The following is a 17166-nucleotide window of genomic DNA, read 5'->3' on the forward strand; positions in this document are numbered from 1 at the left end:
CCGTCGTCCGCCATCCCGGTCGAGCACCTCTCCAGGAACGCTAAGGCCGTCGAACATGCCGCGCAGCTTCTCCGGCAAGGCCTTGCGCACGATCTCGGCCACGCGCTCGCGGAACGTGATCCCGCGCCGCGCGGCGTAGCTCTGGACGGGATCGGCACGGTCGTAATCCGAGGCCATGTCCTTCGACCGCTCGCGCGACAGGGCACGGTTGAGCCGATCCGCATCGATAAAATCGTCGCGGCCATAATGCAGGTCCACGCTGTCGCGATGCCGCGACAGGGCGACATAGCTGCTGTGGGCGTCCATGCCGGGCGTTGCCAGTACATGGACCCGGTCGACCGTCACACCCTGCGCCTTGTGGATCGTCGCGGCATAACCGTGGTCGATCCGGTTGTAGTCCTTGAGGTCGAAACGCACGGATCGGCCATCGTCGGTCTGCACAGTCATGGATCGCACGCTGACCTGCTCGACGGTGCCCAGCGTGCCGTTCTTCACGCCAAGGCCGCGCTCGTTCTGCAGGAACATGACGCGGTCTCCGCCGGCGAAGTCTCTCGCCCCGCGCTCGACCGCTACTCGCACCTCGTCGCCGAGATCGCCAGCGGCCCGCATCCGCTCGCGCGCTGCCTCGTTCAGCGCCTGCACTTCGTCATTGGTGTGGGTCAGGATGATCCGACTCCGATCCGGTGATGCCTGCCGGTCGCGGTCCCAGCGCTCAATCAGATCGCTGCGCGCCTGCTCGCGGGTCTGGGCCTCATGCACCATGCCGTGGGTGCGGTAGGCCTCGAGCGCATGGCCTACTTTGCCGGTCGCCAGATCGCGCGTGGCGTCGCGCTGCCAGTCCTCCCGCTGACGCCGCACTTCGCCGATCTCGGCGCCGCCGTGACGCTCATGGATTGACCGGAACGCAGCGCCCGCCTCGATGGCCTGCAGCTGCTGCGGATCGCCGACCAGCACCACCTTTGCGCCAGCCTCGGCAGCATGGGACAGCACGCGCTCAAGTTGCCGCGTACCGACCATGCCGGCCTCGTCGATCACCACCACATCGCTCGATTTGAGCAAATCACGGCCTTGTTCCCAGCCATGCTCCAGGCTGGCAATCGTGCGTGACGATATACCCGATCCGCTTTCGAGGTTTTCCGCGGCAATGCCGGACAGCGCCACGCCCCGGACCTCGAAGCCGGCCGCTTCCCATGCCTCCCGCGCCACCCCCAACAGCGCGCTCTTTCCCGTCCCGGCATGTCCGATAACGACGCCCAGATCGCGTCCATCGGTGACGTGCGCCAAGGCGTCAACCTGCTCGGATGACAGCAACAGGCCGCGCGCTTCCGCACCCGCCAGAGCGGCCTGGCGATCCGCGTCGCGCACCTCATGGCGCTCCCGTTCCGCCATCAGTTCAGCGGCCCGGTGCAGGCGCTGTTCTGCCTCGATCATCCCGCGGGTGGTGAACCGATCCTCGCCGCGGGCGTCCTTGCCGAGTTCGACCAGATCGGGCGCTCCCTGCAGTGCGCCCACCACCTCATTGAACTGGTCGAGCCCGTCGCTATGCCGGTGCGCGAACCTCGCCATATCGCGACGGGTGAAGGTCGATTGCTGCAGGGTGATAGCGTCCAGTCCAAGCAAGGGATCGGCGATGATCCGCGCACCATTGCCGCGCGCGATCTCGCGGTGCATCTCGGCCCGGTCGGCCTCACCGACTTCTCCAGCGACGCCCCGAACCTCAATCCGTTTCGCCGGCGCGCCGATCTGGCTTTGCGGCTCCAGCGCGATGCCCTGGGCTTCCAGACTGCGATGGTCGATCCGTGCGTCGATGTCGAGCTCAGCCAGCCGCTCATTGGCGAGCTCCGCCCAGCGTTCGCGCCAGCGCTCGACCATCTCGGTGCGATTCCAGTCTCGTACCTTCTTGCCAAAGCCGTTCTGATCGACCGCGCGCAGGGTCAGCATGACATGAGCATGAGGTTTCGGCAGTCCGTCCTCGGCCCTGTCCCAATGCACATTGAGATCGGCGATCATGCCAAAGTCCACGAACTCGCTCCGAACAAAATCACGGGCTAGCTCGATGCCCTGCGCCTCACTCATCTCGCGCGGAAGCGCAAACTCCACCTCGCGGGCCAGCTGGGCATCTTTCCGGATTTCGAACGCTTCGACATCATTCCAAAGCCGCTCGCGATCGCGCCATGCCTCCGGCGCGTTCCCCGGCAGCATCACCTCGGAATGGACGACGCCGCGCTTCCCGGAAAAGTCTTGCTCGCGGCCGAGCCGCTCGTCGCGCAGCCGCGAAGCCGAGCGATAGGCGGCCGATGCCACCGCACTGCTCCCGGCCTTCCGGCCAATGACCTTGACGTAAAGATGGTAGATCGCCATCGCGATCCAATCACTGGCACAGCGAAGCGCACGTCGGAACGACGTATAAGCGCGCCCTCCCTCGAAAAAATCTCGGGAGGGACCAGCCCGTCCCGGCCAGTCCCGGCGACCTTACAGCATTGTGCCGGGCGCTCGGCTATCATTTCTCTATCAACGCGGATGGAAACGACGATGCGCAAGCCTAGGGACTTTGATGCTGAACTGAAGGCACTTGGGGACAAGGCGCGTGGCCTTAAGAGCCGCAAAGTGCAACAGCTCGGCGAACTGGTGATCGCTACCGGAGCCGACGCGCTAAGTGCCGATGAATTAGCGGGAGCACTGATCGTGCTGGCCGAGACAGAAGAGGCCGGAAAGAAGGAGGCATGGGCCAGGCGCGGGACCGCGTTCTTTCAAGGACGAGCGCGGCGAAATGCGCCAGCAACTGACCGCGACGTGGACGGCCCTCCGGCGCAACCGGGTGGCTCTCAACCGGCATCAGTCCGCAAGGGCGCGGCATGACATGCGCACGTGGCAGGTCGAGCGCCGCAAGCGCACGCGGCATCTCATCGAACTCGGTGGGCTCATCGTCAAAGCCGGTATCGCGGACCTAACTGGCGATGATCGCGCCACTATCCTTGGCGCGTTGCTTTGGATGGCTGCCAAGCTCAAGAGCGATCAAGGCGAACGGGCACGAGCGCTGTGGGCCGCGAAGGGGAAGCAGGCGCTCGAGGCGGACACTGCAACACACAAGGGGATAGATCGAACTGTCTCAGCAGTTCGTCGTTGATGCACAACAATTGCAAACTACCGCCAGATGGCTCGCCATCCGCGGTCGGTCCTGAACCACATCTGGTCGGCGGTCTCCTCGTCGCTTTGAACGCTCCACCCTTCGACAAGGAAGATAACGGGGCGCGTCCCAGCAGCGGGGGAACCGACGGCCGAGCCAGCAAATCCCGGATGAGCGCTACCACCGCAACCACGGCGCAGGCAATGAAAGTTCCGCGGTCAACGATCATGTGACGGCTCCTTGCCGCTCTAAGTAACCTCGTGCCAACCGCGATGATTTAAAGGCAGAGCTGCCACGGTTGATGTCTGTAAATGTGAAGGGTTTCGGATGCCGGCCGCATGATTGACGGCGCGGCACATTCGGGCGGCCGGCGTCCGAAAGCCTCCAAGGGAGGAAACCGCGCATGATGGGCAGGACTGGCGCGGCAGGCTCTATGGGGATTTGAGCGCTGCAGGTGAGCTGGCCGATTGAGTTTGAGCCGGTGCAGCGCGCGACGCGGCGGCGGTGCAGTCGCTGAACGGGTGGTGCACGGCGCCGGTCTCGACGTGTCGTCTGCGGATTGACGAGGACAGAGGAACGTTGGGGCGGACGCCGCCGTGACCGGTCGATGAGCGGCAGGCACTGCGAGCAACTTTGCACAATGGCGGGTGCGCGGTCATGAGGTATCGATCCTGATGGCGCCGGTTGGTGCGGTCGGTTGGTGACGCGGCGTTGCGCCTCGCTCAAAGACCTTGATGACGATCATGCGGCCGCCGCAGCATGGACAGGGCGACTTGGCCATGTCGACGATGGTCTCGGCCGGCTTATCCTCACGATCCCTGACGGCGAGCAGTTCGCGCGCGCGTGCGACGTTGTCGGCGCAGGCGCCCCGCGCCAGCAGGCCGTAGTGGCGGATGCGGTGGAGGCCCTTCGGCAGCACGTGGATGAGGAAGCGGCGGATGAACTCGTCTGTCGCGAGCGTCATCCGCTTTTGACGGTCGCGGCCGTCGACCCGGTAATCCTTCCACCGGAAGGTGACGCCGTGCCGGTCGAAGGCGATCAGGCGGCTGTTGGAGATGGCGACGCGGTGGGTATAGCGCGACAGATAGGCCAGCACGGCCTGTGGCCCGCCAAACGGACGCTTGACATGGACGACCCATTCCGTCTTGCGCGACGCTGCAAGCCATGCGGCGAACGATTGTGCTCCGGCGAGATGAGCGTCGTTGCCGAAGAAGCTCAGGCGCCCGGCCTGGTGGAGGGCGGCAAGACGCTCCAGGAACAGCCGCCGGAACAGGCGTGAGAGCACGCGCACCGGCAGGAAGAACCCCGGCCGGCAGGAAACCCAGCTCCGGCCATCGGGCGCGATCCCGCCGCCCGGCACGATCATGTGCACATGCGGGTGATGGGTCATGGCCGAGCCCCAGGTGTGCAGCACAGACATGATGCCGATCCTGGCGCCGAGATGCTTCGGGTCCGAGGCGATCGTCAGCATGGTCTCGGCCGAGGCCTTGAACAGCAGATCGTAGACGGCGGCCCGGTTGTGGTAGGCGATGTCGGCGATCCGGGCCGGCAGCGTAAACACGACGTGATAATACGGCACCGGCAGCAGCTCAGCCTCGGGGTCGGCGAGCCACTGCTTCGCCGCGGCGCCCTGGCACTTCGGACGGTGCCGGTTGCGGCAGGAGTTGTAGGCGATGGACGTGTAGGCGCAGTCCTCGCAGCGCGCGACATGGCCGCCGAGGGCTGTTCTGGACGGAGCGGCTTAGCGCATGAAGCGCTGCACCGGAATTCTGTGCTCGTCCATGCCCGCGGATCGACGGCGCCTTGTTTGTGTATCAATGGTGGGCCGGTTTGCACTCACCAGATAGCCACAAGCGTTTTGTTTGATAAGATGCACGACATGCGCCCCTCCGAAGCTCTCTTCTGGTTGAAGCTTTGGCATCGCGAAAAGTCGTGGCAACGCGGCTTGCAAGATGAACGGGAGGCCAAGCTGGGATGTAACAGCGACGACGGGCACCCGAGTTCAGGATACAGATCTTATCCTCCGCGACCGTCATGTCCCGGCTGCAGGTCCAAGGGACTCTTTCCAGTGCGGATAGGTCATCCGGCCGTTGAGCTCGAATCGCATTGTGAACGGACCATCCGTGAGCTTGGGACCGAAGCTGATCGTCTCGCCCTGCAATTTTGCAGCCAGGATCTCACCTGTGGGTCGTTCGCCGAGCGCTGCCGTGAGCGAGGCTCAGGCCCCGGATCATAGCCCGCGGCCTTCAGGATCAGCGAGAAGAGCCTGGGCATGGCGTCAGCGTCAGTTGTGGATACGCGGGCCAACTGCGGCGCGCCTCCAAAGGCGGTTTCGCTCCGCCGCACGCAGCAGTTCTTATCTTCCTCGCTCAGCCCCCCCGTTGACCTGAACGATCTGGCCCGTGATATGTCCGGCTTCGCGCGAGGCCAACCATCCGATCGTGCTGGCGATATCAGAGGGCAGACCCGCTCGCCTATTCATCGTCTGACCGATCAGCATTTCTCGGCGCTCAGGCGATAAGCGATCGCCGAAGAACTCAGTCTCCGCAATATAGCCGGGTGCGACCACATTCACCGTGATGCCCTTTGGTCCGAGTTCCGCGCCGAGATCATAACAATACGGGTGCAAGGCCGCCTTGGCGGCGCCGTAACAGCCGTTGCCCGACCCTCGATATGCCGCAATAGAGCTGATAAGAATGATCCGTCCGCCCGGCGCACTGAGGTGCCTGCGTAAGCCTTCGATGAGGAGGACGGCACTCAACACATTAGATGCGAAGTTTTCGGTCCAGCGCCTCGCAATACCCGAGAGGTCTGGGCCGTATGAACCGGGCGGTGACGTCAGCACAACATTCCCGCCGGCCGCCGCCACCAGAACGCGTATTTCCTTATGCCTGTGTGTGATTTCGTCGCAGACGCGCTGTACTTGGTCTGCCTGGGTGAGATCAACGGCAATCGGGAGAACCGGAACGCCTCCGCTCCGATTCAGGTGTTCAGCCGCTTTCTCCAACCGATCTGCGCGACGCCCAAGAACGACTACGTGAGCGCTCTGATGGAAGTGCTTGGCGACCGCAAGGCCAATCCCGCTTGCACCACCGCTTACGACAACTGCATCCGTCATCGATCTTCCTTTCGCTCCTGGGACTCAAGTAGTTTCTCGTCGATCTGATCGGTTCAAGATGGATTCCATCTGAGATCGCCTCTTACCCGTTCCAAGTCGGCGGCTATAGCAATAAGCTGCGTTTCTCGGTGTGGGCGGCCAAGCATTTGAATGGCCAGGGGAGCACCACTTACTTCGCTTCGTTTTATCGGCATGGTGATTGCAGGAAGTCCAGCGAAACTCGCGATTGGCGTGTAGCCCAATCGTTGTTCGTAGTCGGGTTGGTCTGAGGCTGGGATGGTCGATTTGGGCATCACAGCGTCCCTCAGGCTGCGAGGCGGTGTCGGGTGAAGAGGTAGCAACCAAATCTCGGCAGACTCCGCGTCGAACCGCGACTCGATATCTTTGCGGCACGCTGCAAGTCTGTCGAGTATTCGGCCATAGGATTGATCATCGATGCGAGCTCCGATTTCCAGCGCAGCCTGCGTCGATTCCGACAATTCAGTTTTCATCCATTTCTGCCACAGGCGGTAACCATCCCAAGCCTCGCGAGCACAGAGTTGCCATGCCGCTTCGCGCTGCGCCCAGAGATCGTCCAATCGCACCGATCGAATGTGGTGCCCGGCGTCCTCGAGTAGACGGCATGCAAGATGCAACGCGTCCCGCATTTCAGGATGACAACAACCTCCATCAAAAGCGTTCTCAACAACCGAGACTTGGCAGCGGCCTAAAGGCGCAATCGCTGATCTCTCTTGACCGCCGAGGCGCAACAGTTGCCATAAGAAGAAAAGATCCTCAGCGCTGCGTGTGACCCAGCCCAGTGCGTCCATCTGAGGAGACAGAGGGAAGATACCATGAAGGTCGGCTCTGTCGCAGGTCGTGCGTAGACCGACAGCGCCACAATTTCCCGCTGGCCAGCGGATGGATCCAAGCACATCCGTCCCGAGGGATATGTCGCAAATGTTGGCTGTCACAGACACGGCCGATCCGGTACTCGAGCCGGCGGGAGCAACGTCCGGCACGTAGGGATTGACACAGCCGGAGCCAACACCGAGGTTAAGCTCAGTCGTGACAACCTTGGCGACTATCTCTGCGAACTCTGTATCTATCGCTCGAACGGCAGCGGCACTGCTGTCCGGATAGTGCCGATGATGCCGCAGACCAAGACGCGTGGGAAAGCCAACGACGTTGATCGTGTCCTTCACTCCAATGCGTATAGCCCGTGCGTTCGATCCTAACTCTTTCCGATGTGCGCAGGCTCGATAGCGAGTATCTGCCCATGTGCTCCAGATGCCGCACTCAGACCTCCAACGGTCAGCATCAAGGCTTCCATCCTGCCTCGCTTCGACGCGTGCCTCCAGCGACATGCGGAGCGTTTCCGGAAGGGGCGACGTAGCCGATTGGTCCTCCAATTTGCATGCGCGGAAGAACGATGTGACCTTGTCTGTAACCGCTATCATTGCTCTCGCCTCCTCCTTCGTGGAGCGACGGCCACTCAAGCACACCAACTCACCCGGGTGACCTACCAGATTTAGTGGGTCGCGGGAGTGGCGGTGCAAAATTCGAAAATGGCTCGTCGATGGTTCTAGGGCAACTCGGGATGTGCACTTGGCAGCAACGATAAGTCCGGAACGTCCAGATCAGGCTCTTGAGGTCCCTGTTGCGCGACCCGCCGCAAGATAGAAATATAGCTCGCAGTGGCCGGCGACGCGTCCGGTTCGGACCGCCAGGTCATTAGGAGATCATAGTTGATAGGTGTTCCACATCCGGTCAGTTGACGCACGGCCACGCCCGGCCGGATCTCCGATCGAAGTGACATAGGAATGACCGAAATCCCAAGCCCGCCAGCGACCAAGCCTATCGCGGTCTGGAAGTCAGGTACGCAATGACTCACGTAAGGGTGGAAGCCCGTCTGAGCGCAAGCTGCAACAATGCTGCCATAAAGCCCTGGCCCCTCGGTCGGTGGGAATAAAATCCAGTTCTCGTGCGCGAGGTCGACAAGCGACACCGTTGTCACAGAAGGGCTCGCGAAGCGATGGTTGTCGGGAACTATTGCAACCATTTGGCTGGAAAATAGCAATTCCGTGGAAAGCCGGTCGGCTGTGAGCACGGGGCCAGCAACGATCGCGATGTCCACCTGCCGCGTATGCAGCATCTTCATCTGTTGTGCGGTTGTTGCCTTGACAAGGACGAGCTCCATCTTCGGATGCTCGGCACGCAATTGCCGCAACGACCGAGGAACAAGGTTGTATGCTCCGCCCATCCCAACGAACGAAATCCGTAGAGGCCCCTCGATGGGCTGCTCTGCGCTTCGTACGCGCGACATGGCTCGATCAGCTTGTGCAACAGTCAATTTTGCTTCACGGAGAAATACTTTCCCGGCCGTGGTCAGACCAAAAACGCGGGTACCACGATCAATCAATGTCTGCCCCAGCTCGGCCTCTAAAGCCTTGATTGCCGCCGTCAAAGGCGGCTGCGCAATATTGAGGCGCTTAGCCGCCCGACTGAAGCTCAATTCTTCCGCAACTACGATGAATTGCCGGAAACGTCGCAACTGAGGCATGTCATACCTGTTTTAGAAGACGCCCTATATTTCATTCGTATTGGACGCGTTGAAGTTCAATTGATACTACCATACTACCGTTAGATGCAAAAGGATGTTGCGTGATGGATGTGTGTTGGACCGTTCCCAATCGTCTGTTGAGCTACCTCCGCACTCTTCCGAACTTGGCTGAGGCGTACACATCTGCCGACCCTATCAGGAGTCCTGCCGACCTACGCGCCGTACCTCTCCTGACCGAGCAGGGATACCTGCACGCCATGCGCGAGATCTCCGACGCTTGGCGAGGGAGCGGCGCCTATCTATTCATGTCGTCTGGGACAACCGGTCAACCCAAAATCGGGTTACAACCACGGCATCAGCACATCCCAGAGATACTGCAATCATGGAATCCGACGTCCCGGACGTCTGGTCGGCGCTTCGTCGATTTCTCTTCTGGCGGCAAGGCCTGGTCAGCAAACCACTTCTTCCGAGAGCTTTGTCTCTCGAAGGGGATGATATACCTGCACCTCGGCAATGTCGCAAACGACCTCGATCTCGATGCAATCTGGGGCCGCGTGCTCCTCCAATCCGAGGCCTGCGTAATCTCCGGAAACCCTACATTGCTGGAGATCATCGCTTCTTATGTGGTCAAGCTTGGCCGGGACATGCCGACGGTCCAAGCAGTCCTCTGGACCGGAGAGCCTCTAAAGGGTTTTCACGAACGGGCTATAACGCGCGCATTCCCCAACGCTGAGCTCTGGAGCGTTTACGGTGGGACTGAACCATGGGTGATCGGCTTCCAAACGCCAGAGATGCCGCGCAACCAATTCCGGGCCCTTGACTATCAATACGTCGAGTTGGTGGACGGCTCACTGGTCGTAACGTCATTGAATGAGGCCGTCATCAACCCAATGCTGAGATACAAGGTTCCCGATCTCATTGAGGCGGTCGATCAGACCGCTGACGGACGTATTCTTGAGTTTAAAGTATTGGGCCGCGCCGACAACAGAATATTCTTCGACGGAAACAACGTCTCGCCTAGAGCGATCGCGCAGGCGGTACGCCGTATTCGCAACATCGAAGATTCCCAGGTCATACTCCGTCAGCGCGACGGCGTTGTGAAGCGAATCGAGATCCGGATAAGGCCTCAGTTCGGTGCGGCGGAGCCATCGCATGATGATGTCCTGAAGGCGCTCATCGAGGACGACGTCCAGAACGACGTCCTTCGCGAGATATTGTCGGTGGATTCGAGCGAGCCGTTCGTCATCAACGACCGCAGCGGCAAGTGCGCCGACTACGTGTTCCTCGACTTCTAGCCTCTCCATCGCCGCTCGACGTCACACTGTCGGCCTATCCACGGAGTTTCCGATGAATATTGAAGCGACGAGCGCCTCGTCGGAGGCCAACAATGCACTTGCCGAGATGCGAAGCGTTTGGCAAAGCGAATGTCCTCCACTGCTCCGCGCGTATCAGGAAAGAAAGCTCGCGCGGGTTTGGGATATCGCGAAGTCGTCGCGGGCATACTCACATCTGGGCCGCTTTAGCGTCGGCGCCTTTCAACAACTCGATGTTACTTCTAAAGCTGCCTTGAAGGCGCGTCCCGATGATTTCGAGAGCAGCCTTATCGAACAAGCAGTCAAGTACTATGAATCGACTGGAACAACAGGAACGGCAACGCCGACACGCAGAACGGCAGAAGATATCGCCTGGAATTACGGAAGTGTGTTTCTACAATGGGGAGAGGTCATTCGGCCGAATGACCGCTGCTTGACCTTGCTGCCGTCCGATATCGCACCTATCGGCGATCTAATCGTCGGCGTATGCGAAATGGCAAGTGCTTGCGTCGCGAGATGCTTTCCCTTCACCCAAGGCATTGTTTCCTGGGATCGGATTGAAGCGCTCTGCAGTCGCTTTCAGCCCACGGTAGTATTTGCATCACCCGGCACGCTGATCCAGATGATGCGTGTATTCAAGATCCGAGGAACCTTTCGCTCTTGCGCCGCCTCGGTAAACACCATCATGCTTTCCGGCGAGGTCGTCTGCCGGGAATTGCGGCAGATGCTGGCGTCCGAGTGGGACGCCGACGTCTACGTTGCGAGCTACGGGTCGACCGAGACAGGAACGATTGCCGCAACAGGCAGCGACAACTCTCTCCGGCTTCTGGAATATGCATATATCTGTGAGATATCGACACCAGAAGGAATCAAGCCTGCCGAGCCAGGGGATTGCGGTCAACTGGTCATCACTACGTTGAATGCATTCGCAAGGCCACTGCTGCGCTTCGACACAGGCGACAGAGTCAAGATACTAGGTGACACGAGCAGCTCGAGAAAATACCTCGAGATTCTAGGGCGCGAAGAAGAGACGCTCGGAATTGGTAGCCGCAATTACCTCACAGCCGAGGTCGATAGCATGGTCTACAATACCAAAGGAGTCACTGGATACCTACTAAAGGTTCGGAATAACGAAGTTGTCGGCATCATTCTGGAACACGACCCGGACTATAGCGACAGACTAGACGAGCTCTCGAAAAATGCGGCCAGATCATTTCGCGATCATGGACTGAATTTTGAACTCGAGATTGTAGCTCAGCTTCCCATCACGACAAAGAGTGGGGCGTCGCTAAAGAGCTGGAAGCGCTCCAATGCCGTCGCAGCTTAGCCTCGACCCGTCCATCGAGCGCCTGTCAGGCTCGTTGCATCTGTTGCGGGACGGCGGGGCGGGCACTGGCGGGGCAGACCTTTGGGCCACCTACGCTGGTGTGAGAACCCTGAGGTGGTTGGAGTACACGCTGCCCGAGCCCGAGCGCAGCGGAACGATACATTACCTCTTGTCACGACGAAATCGCGATGGAGGCTTCGCGTGGCAACGGGGACTGATATCAGACGTGTGGGCCACATACTACTGCAGCCAAGCATTGACGGACTTGGGCGCGCCCGTGCCCGAAATTCCAAGAATGGCCGACTGGCTGGCTCGCCTCCAACACGGCAACGGCGGCTTTGCAATGATCGCCGGGCAGGAGCCGGACGTATGGGCGACTTACTACGCCGCGCGTCTTTTCCACGAAATCGTGCGGGCGAAGATTCCCGCCCAGGCCGAGCTCTTAACTTGGCTGCGCTCGCTTCAATTGCCAGACGGTGGCCTTACTTGGTGTCCAGGCCACCGACAATCGGATGTAAGGGCGGTCTACTACGCCGTTAACGCTCTTAAAGCTCTCCAACAGCGTCCGGATCTGCCCTGGCAAGGGCACGAACTTCTAAAGTGGATGCAGAGCAGACAGGCGGAAACCGGCGCGTTTTGCTTTCATGCGAACGCAGCGCCATGCATGTGGGCGACGTTTCGGGCCACAAGCGCTCTTCGAGCTCTGGGATGGTCTCCAGCCGAGCCGGAAGCGTGCCGCGAGTGGATACTCGGCCAACTGACGCCGGAGGGGTTTACTCGTTGAGAGGGCAGCGCTCAGTCCGATGTATGGGCAAACTTTTCGGCTGTCGGAGCACTCGCGGCGCTCGACTCGAAGCTGGAGGCGGCCCAAGCGGATGTCGTACGCCGAAGTGTTATACGGACAAGCGTCCCGTCGGGAGGGCTCAACTATCGCCCAATCGCGCTTGCCAGCGACGCACTGACGACCGCATCGGCAGTGATGATCGCCTGCATCAATTCCCCCCGACATCCCTCTATCGAGACGCTGTGCGAATGGCTCCAAACGGCACATACCCCATGGGAAGGCGGCGTAATGTATATGCCGGGGCGCGGCGCAGAGGTGCGCTGTTCACTATGGGCCGTGTCGGCCCTCCGCCTGGCGGGCCGGCGGCTCCGCGAGGAAGGAAGGCTGGTCGAATGGATTAGAGAGTTGCAAAACCCAGATGGCGGCTTCGGGTATTGGGTGGGGCGAGGATCTGATATGACGTCATCGATGTCCGCGGTTGCCATCCTTACCTCGCTTGGAAGGGACGCCAACAACGAAATCGATCATCGCTCTCTTACCGGCTTTGTTATGCGATGCTTGCGCCCGGACGACGCCGCCGCTACACCCCGCGGCTTATCAAGCGGAAGTGCGACTGCCCAGGCTAGCTATATACTGCACAGCCTTGGCCAACGAGATTTGGCCGAGAAGACCGCCAATTGTCTCGGCGAACTGTCTATCATGTCCGGTTTCCGAGAAACAAGAGCCTCTCTGCCAAGCCTTTATGCGACCTACCAAGCGTTGCTTGCCTATGGCCAGAACGATCGCCTCCCTATGTCATCATCTTCGCTGGACCGTTTTCTTGCGAAACTCGTTTCCAAGACCGGTGAGATCGGATGGACGCCGCTACAGCAAAGCGGCCAGGATCCATTAGCGGTAGCGCTATTTACGCTTTTGAAGCGTAAGGCTGATGATCCCGCGTTCTCGCTTCCTGTTCTCGCGTTGACCGCTTGAGCCATGCCCACCTTAACGATCCACTCCGACCTCAAAGACCCCACTATGCGGGGCCGCTTCTGTCGACGCGTCACGGTCACCTTCGGACGGCTGGGAGTCGATGTCAGGCACGTACTTACTCGCTGGCTGGTCATTGATCCGAGTGCCGTATTCTCTGGACCCGCCCCGCTCGCCCGCTCGAATGTGAAATCGCTGGCCTCCGTCGCGTTTATTGCTATCGAGGTAGACCAAACACGTGAGCGCTCCTGGCGTGACAAGATTGTTGAGGGTGTGCTCAGTGCGTCGAAAGACGTATTCCCGCACGACCGCCTCTTCATACGACTGATCCCGGTTGATCCGTTCGATCATTGGAATGTCATATTGGCCGAAATGCGCGATCGCGCAGTAAAGGAGGGGCGCAATGCCGGGCGAGACGACTGTTGACAAGATCTTAGCCGCTTCGCGCGAACTATTTCCGTTCGAGCTGAAACTCGCTCAGATCGACACGCCCCTTCCAAGCATTCCTGGACTGAACTTCGACAGCCTGAAAGCTATGGAAATGGTCTCACTCCTTGAAGAACTATTCGGAATCGAGATCGATTTTGGTGTTGACGATCTCTCCTTTAATCTTTCGACCGTTCGACGGGCAGCCCAATTGGTCGAACGAAAGTTGAGCGTTAAGCACGTGTCAGGTGCTGCGGAGTGAATGCCGAGGAGGCGCGAACGTGGACGCGATGGATACGACCACCCGACCAGCGGCCAAGGAATTGTCCTGGCCGGAGCTGCAGGCTCTGCTATTCGATTCTAAATCAGACGAGCGATGCATGGTGCGCAGCGAACTCGATCGCTCGCTCACATGCGCCCCCTGGTCGATCGATTTTTGGCGGGCTAGCCAGCTTCGCCAGACTATCCCCCTCTGTGCAAGTATCGGTCTACGCTCCTCAGGGACGACTGGGACGGCAAAGGTAGCGTGGCGATCGATGCTGCAGGTCGAACTTGAAGCGAACTGCATTGTGCAGGCTTTCGCACTCGAGCAAGTCGATGAAGTGGTTTCATTCGCTCCTGTAAACCACGCCTTCGGCTTCTTGTGCGGGATCGCACTCGCGCGCAACAAGCGCGCTCGCCTGACCTATTGCCCCCAGCTTCAGGGAGGTGAAATCCTCCGCGTTCCATCGTCCGGGAGACGAATTATTCTTAGCCTCCCCTCGACTTGGCAGATGTTGATGCGCACCGGGGTTCTGGACGATCCATCGACGACAATCCTCCATTCTGCTGGCCCGGTCCCGCGAGTTGCTCGGGACATGCCGAACTTTGGCCGCCCGTCCTCTTACGCCCTCCGCGAAATCTTCGGATCGACGGAAACTGGCGCAATTGCATATCGACAATCGGCGCGCGACGACGCGAGCTTTTGGCAGCTGTGTTCCGACACCACTCTGCTCGGTCCAGACCTTGAGGGACGGCTCCGTGTATTGAGCCCACGCTGCGCAACAGCTTCACCAAGCGGAGAGCTTGGCCCCAATCTCGACGGCATCACCATCGAAGATGACGTAGAAATTCATCCGGGGCGACAGATCCGGCTCAATGGCCGTCGAGACGATCTGGTGAAAGTCAACGGCGTTAACGTTCGTCTCGGACTCCTCGCGACCGAGCTTGAAATGGTGTTTCCAGACAGGCCAATGACAATTGTGATCGAGCCGGACGTCGTCCGTGGGCATACCTTCTACTTGATCACGCTCGCACGTAGCGTTTCCCCTGCCATGCGAGCAGAGCATGAGCGTACGATTGGTCGGACGGTCACACGACTATTTGGAGCTCACGTGTACCCAGCCCGCTACGTTTATGCCGATACGCTGCCATCGACCAATACCGGAAAAGTTCGCATTCGGCGCCTGGTCAGCGAAAACTCAGTTGAGGCACAATGAACACCGCGAGACGATAAGGTACACACACATGCGCTCTTACCCAGTTCCCGATTGGCTGCTCTTCATTAATGATTATGTTCGTCGAGGGCACGCCTATCTCGCCGGCCTGGGCCTTACATTCGAAGTCGGTAGCGATTTCGCCGTCTTTGCGGCTGCCTACTATGAGCTCTCCGGCGAGGTAGTTCTCAGCACGTACGATCCAGAACACAGCTACCTTACGCCAGCAAATAGTTTTTGGGCGATCGCGCGCAGATCGGGCCATTGCGTTGCGACAGCAGCCATCAAGTTGATCGATAGCCACGATTTTCGCTACGACCTGGCTGTGGGAAAGGTCTTTTGGGATCTCGCTCCGCGATTGGCGCCGTTTGCGGAAGAATTGCTCACGCCGGAGTTCCCCTTCATGGCCGGCAAAGTCGCGTATTGTGGGGCCGCCTTCGTCGCGCCCGAACTCCGACAGGAGGGAATCAATGCGTGCGTCGGACGGATGACTCGCTTGCTCTCAATCAAGCACTTCGGGGTCGAATGGCTTTGCGCGACATGCTTTGAGAGGGTTGCGCGATCAACGCTCCCGCTCGGCAGCAACGCCTTCTCGCATATCGCTCCTTGCATCGTCGCGCCTGCACCAGCCTCATTTCCGGGTGAACCGTTTTATCTGATGTGGTCAAGCCGCGACGAAATGCTAGAGCGACTGCGCACTCATAGCGGCTTCGGGTCGGCCTCGCTGCTCCAGGAGCGCAATCATCCAGCTTCCTAGGTTGCCCTAGTGCGTCTTAAACGAGAGGGACTAAGCAATGTATACGACAATATTCGACTGCGCGGAATCTAACGTGCGATCCTATTGCAGACATTTCCCGGTTACCTTTTCGTCCGCAAGCGGCGCCTGGATGGTGGACACAGATGGCCGAAAGTACCTCGACCTTCTTGCAGGTGCTGGAAGTTTGAACTATGGGCACAACAACCCTCTTATCGTCGCGCCGGTGATCGAGTATCTCAATGGAAGCGGCATCGTTCAATCGCTAGATCTTCATACGGTAGCGAAGGCCGAATTCTTGCAGGCTTTTTCAGATAGCATCCTCGCTCCACGCGGACTTACGTACAAAATTCAGTTTACAGGTCCGACCGGAACTAATGCTGTTGAAGCGGCATTGAAATTGGCGCGCAAGATCACTGGTCGTACCAATGTCGTGGCGTTCACAAACGGCTATCATGGGATGAGTCTTGGCGCGCTCGCTTTGACATCGAATCCCGTCAAGAGGGCGGGTGCCGGCGTCGCACTTACAAATGTTACGTTCCTTCCGTACGACGGTTATTTCGGTCCGTCAGTCGACGTTTGCGATTACATCGAAGCGATGCTCACATCGCCAGGCTCTGGAATTGATCGACCGGCAGCGGTGATCGTTGAACTGGTACAGGGCGAAGGTGGTCTCGCTGCCGCACGCATGTCTTGGATCGAGAGAATCGCTGGGCTCTGCCGGGAGATCGGAGCGTTGCTTATCGTCGACGACATTCAAGCTGGTTGTGGGCGGACCGGATCGTTCTTTAGCTTCGAGGGTAGCGCGGTTCAGCCAGATATGGTCGTACTTTCCAAATCGCTGAGCGGCCTCGGAGCGCCGCTATCCGTAGTATTGATCCGCCCTGACCTCGACATTTGGTCGCCGGGTGAGCACAATGGAACCTTCCGCGGAAATAATCTTGCGTTTGTCGGCGCAACGGCTGCTATCCGATGTTACTGGACGAACGGTGACTTCGCGAGATCGGTTCAGGAGCACGCAAATGTGTTGACAAGGGAACTGACCGCGATTGCTGACTCTACGGACGGCGAGGCAAGCGTGGTTGGCCGAGGACTTATCACGGGTTTGTCATTCCGGTCCGTTGCTCTTGCCGATCAGATCTCTAAACGTTTGTTTGAGAATGGCGTAATCGCCGAGACCTGTGGCGTCCACGACCATGTCGTGAAACTGCTGCCGCCTTTAACGATTTCCTCTACGGATCTGTCGTTTGCGATCGATACGCTGCGTGAGGTCGTCGCGAGCACGTTAGGGCGACCGGCGCAAGTCGACGCAGCCTAGCCTCAAAGTCCAA

Annotated in this window: 15 protein-coding genes and 2 pseudogenes; 12 read left to right on the top strand and 5 right to left on the bottom strand. The window is 59.5% G+C overall.

The genetic code is table 11. The features are described 5' to 3' along the window. Nucleotides 1-2361: Ti-type conjugative transfer relaxase TraA (gene traA / locus QX073_RS31150; protein ID WP_316226908.1), on the bottom strand; the 2361-nt coding region annotated here is incomplete at its 3' end. Nucleotides 2362-2532: 171 nt separating this feature from the next. On the opposite strand from traA, the gene QX073_RS31155 reads away from it, so the two are divergent. After that, nucleotides 2533-2859: a conjugal transfer protein TraD gene (locus QX073_RS31155; RefSeq protein ID WP_315718660.1), complete on the top strand. Its 327-nt coding sequence runs from the start codon at nucleotides 2533-2535 to the stop codon at nucleotides 2857-2859. A 1-nt stretch (nucleotide 2860) separates the two neighbouring features. Further along, complete coding sequence (locus tag QX073_RS31160; RefSeq protein ID WP_315718659.1) at nucleotides 2861-3127, top strand: conjugal transfer protein TraD; 267 nt, start codon at nucleotides 2861-2863, stop codon at nucleotides 3125-3127. A gap of 655 nt (nucleotides 3128-3782) precedes the next feature. Here the strand turns inward: QX073_RS31160 and QX073_RS31165 are convergent. From QX073_RS31165 to QX073_RS31180, 4 genes and pseudogenes are all read right to left on the bottom strand, one after another. Next, nucleotides 3783-4850: pseudogene (locus QX073_RS31165) on the bottom strand (IS91 family transposase); the annotation flags it as partial. 633 nt (nucleotides 4851-5483) lie between these two features. Continuing rightward, the gene (locus QX073_RS31170) at nucleotides 5484-6245 is read right to left on the bottom strand and encodes an SDR family oxidoreductase (protein WP_316226909.1); all 762 of its coding nucleotides are present in this window, start codon (nucleotides 6243-6245) and stop codon (nucleotides 5484-5486) included. 53 nt (nucleotides 6246-6298) lie between these two features. Next, entirely contained in the window at nucleotides 6299-7429 is a 1131-nt protein-coding gene (locus tag QX073_RS31175; RefSeq protein ID WP_316172821.1) for an amidase, read from the bottom strand. Between the two features lie 380 nt (nucleotides 7430-7809). Continuing rightward, nucleotides 7810-8787, bottom strand: a complete 978-nt coding sequence (locus QX073_RS31180) for a LysR family transcriptional regulator (protein WP_315718621.1) — start codon at nucleotides 8785-8787, stop codon at nucleotides 7810-7812. Nucleotides 8788-9044: 257 nt separating this feature from the next. Between QX073_RS31180 and QX073_RS31185 the strand changes: the two genes are divergently transcribed. The 10 genes and pseudogenes from QX073_RS31185 (at nucleotide 9045) to ectB (ending at nucleotide 17153) form a co-directional block, all read left to right on the top strand. Then, nucleotides 9045-10082 carry an AMP-binding protein gene (locus QX073_RS31185; RefSeq protein ID WP_315718620.1) on the top strand — a complete coding sequence of 346 codons (1038 nt, stop codon included), beginning with the start codon at nucleotides 9045-9047 and terminating at the stop codon, nucleotides 10080-10082. 52 nt (nucleotides 10083-10134) lie between these two features. Then, nucleotides 10135-11427: a phenylacetate--CoA ligase family protein gene (locus tag QX073_RS31190; RefSeq protein WP_315718619.1), complete on the top strand. Its 1293-nt coding sequence runs from the start codon at nucleotides 10135-10137 to the stop codon at nucleotides 11425-11427. Next, nucleotides 11411-11677: pseudogene (locus QX073_RS34500) on the top strand (hypothetical protein); the annotation flags it as partial. The gene QX073_RS31190 and the pseudogene QX073_RS34500, both read left to right, overlap by 17 nt. A 45-nt stretch (nucleotides 11678-11722) precedes the next feature. After that, nucleotides 11723-12211: a prenyltransferase/squalene oxidase repeat-containing protein gene (locus QX073_RS31195; protein ID WP_316226910.1), complete on the top strand. Its 489-nt coding sequence runs from the start codon at nucleotides 11723-11725 to the stop codon at nucleotides 12209-12211. 195 nt (nucleotides 12212-12406) lie between these two features. Beyond that, nucleotides 12407-13183, top strand: a complete 777-nt coding sequence (locus tag QX073_RS31200) for a prenyltransferase/squalene oxidase repeat-containing protein (protein ID WP_316226911.1) — start codon at nucleotides 12407-12409, stop codon at nucleotides 13181-13183. 3 nt (nucleotides 13184-13186) lie between these two features. Then, nucleotides 13187-13606 (top strand): hypothetical protein, encoded by a 420-nt coding sequence (locus QX073_RS31205; RefSeq protein WP_315718617.1) that lies wholly within the window; start codon nucleotides 13187-13189, stop codon nucleotides 13604-13606. Then, on the top strand, nucleotides 13584-13868 hold the full coding sequence (locus QX073_RS31210) for an acyl carrier protein (RefSeq protein ID WP_315718616.1): 285 nt from the start codon (nucleotides 13584-13586) through the stop codon (nucleotides 13866-13868). The genes QX073_RS31205 and QX073_RS31210 overlap by 23 nt, the downstream gene beginning before the upstream one ends. Nucleotides 13869-13896: 28 nt before the next feature. Continuing rightward, the gene (locus QX073_RS31215; protein ID WP_315718624.1) at nucleotides 13897-15084 is read left to right on the top strand and encodes a class I adenylate-forming enzyme family protein; all 1188 of its coding nucleotides are present in this window, start codon (nucleotides 13897-13899) and stop codon (nucleotides 15082-15084) included. 28 nt (nucleotides 15085-15112) lie between these two features. After that, a complete protein-coding gene (locus tag QX073_RS31220; protein ID WP_315718615.1) occupies nucleotides 15113-15838 on the top strand; it encodes a hypothetical protein in 726 nt (241 codons plus the stop codon). Between the two features lie 37 nt (nucleotides 15839-15875). Beyond that, nucleotides 15876-17153, top strand: coding sequence for a diaminobutyrate--2-oxoglutarate transaminase (ectB, locus tag QX073_RS31225; RefSeq protein WP_315718614.1), 1278 nt, complete (start codon nucleotides 15876-15878; stop codon nucleotides 17151-17153). Nucleotides 17154-17166 lie beyond the last annotated feature (13 nt).

Origin of the sequence: Bradyrhizobium sp. SZCCHNS3052 (assembly GCF_032484495.1) — a bacterium.
Taxonomy (GTDB): Bacteria; Pseudomonadota; Alphaproteobacteria; order Rhizobiales; family Xanthobacteraceae; genus Bradyrhizobium.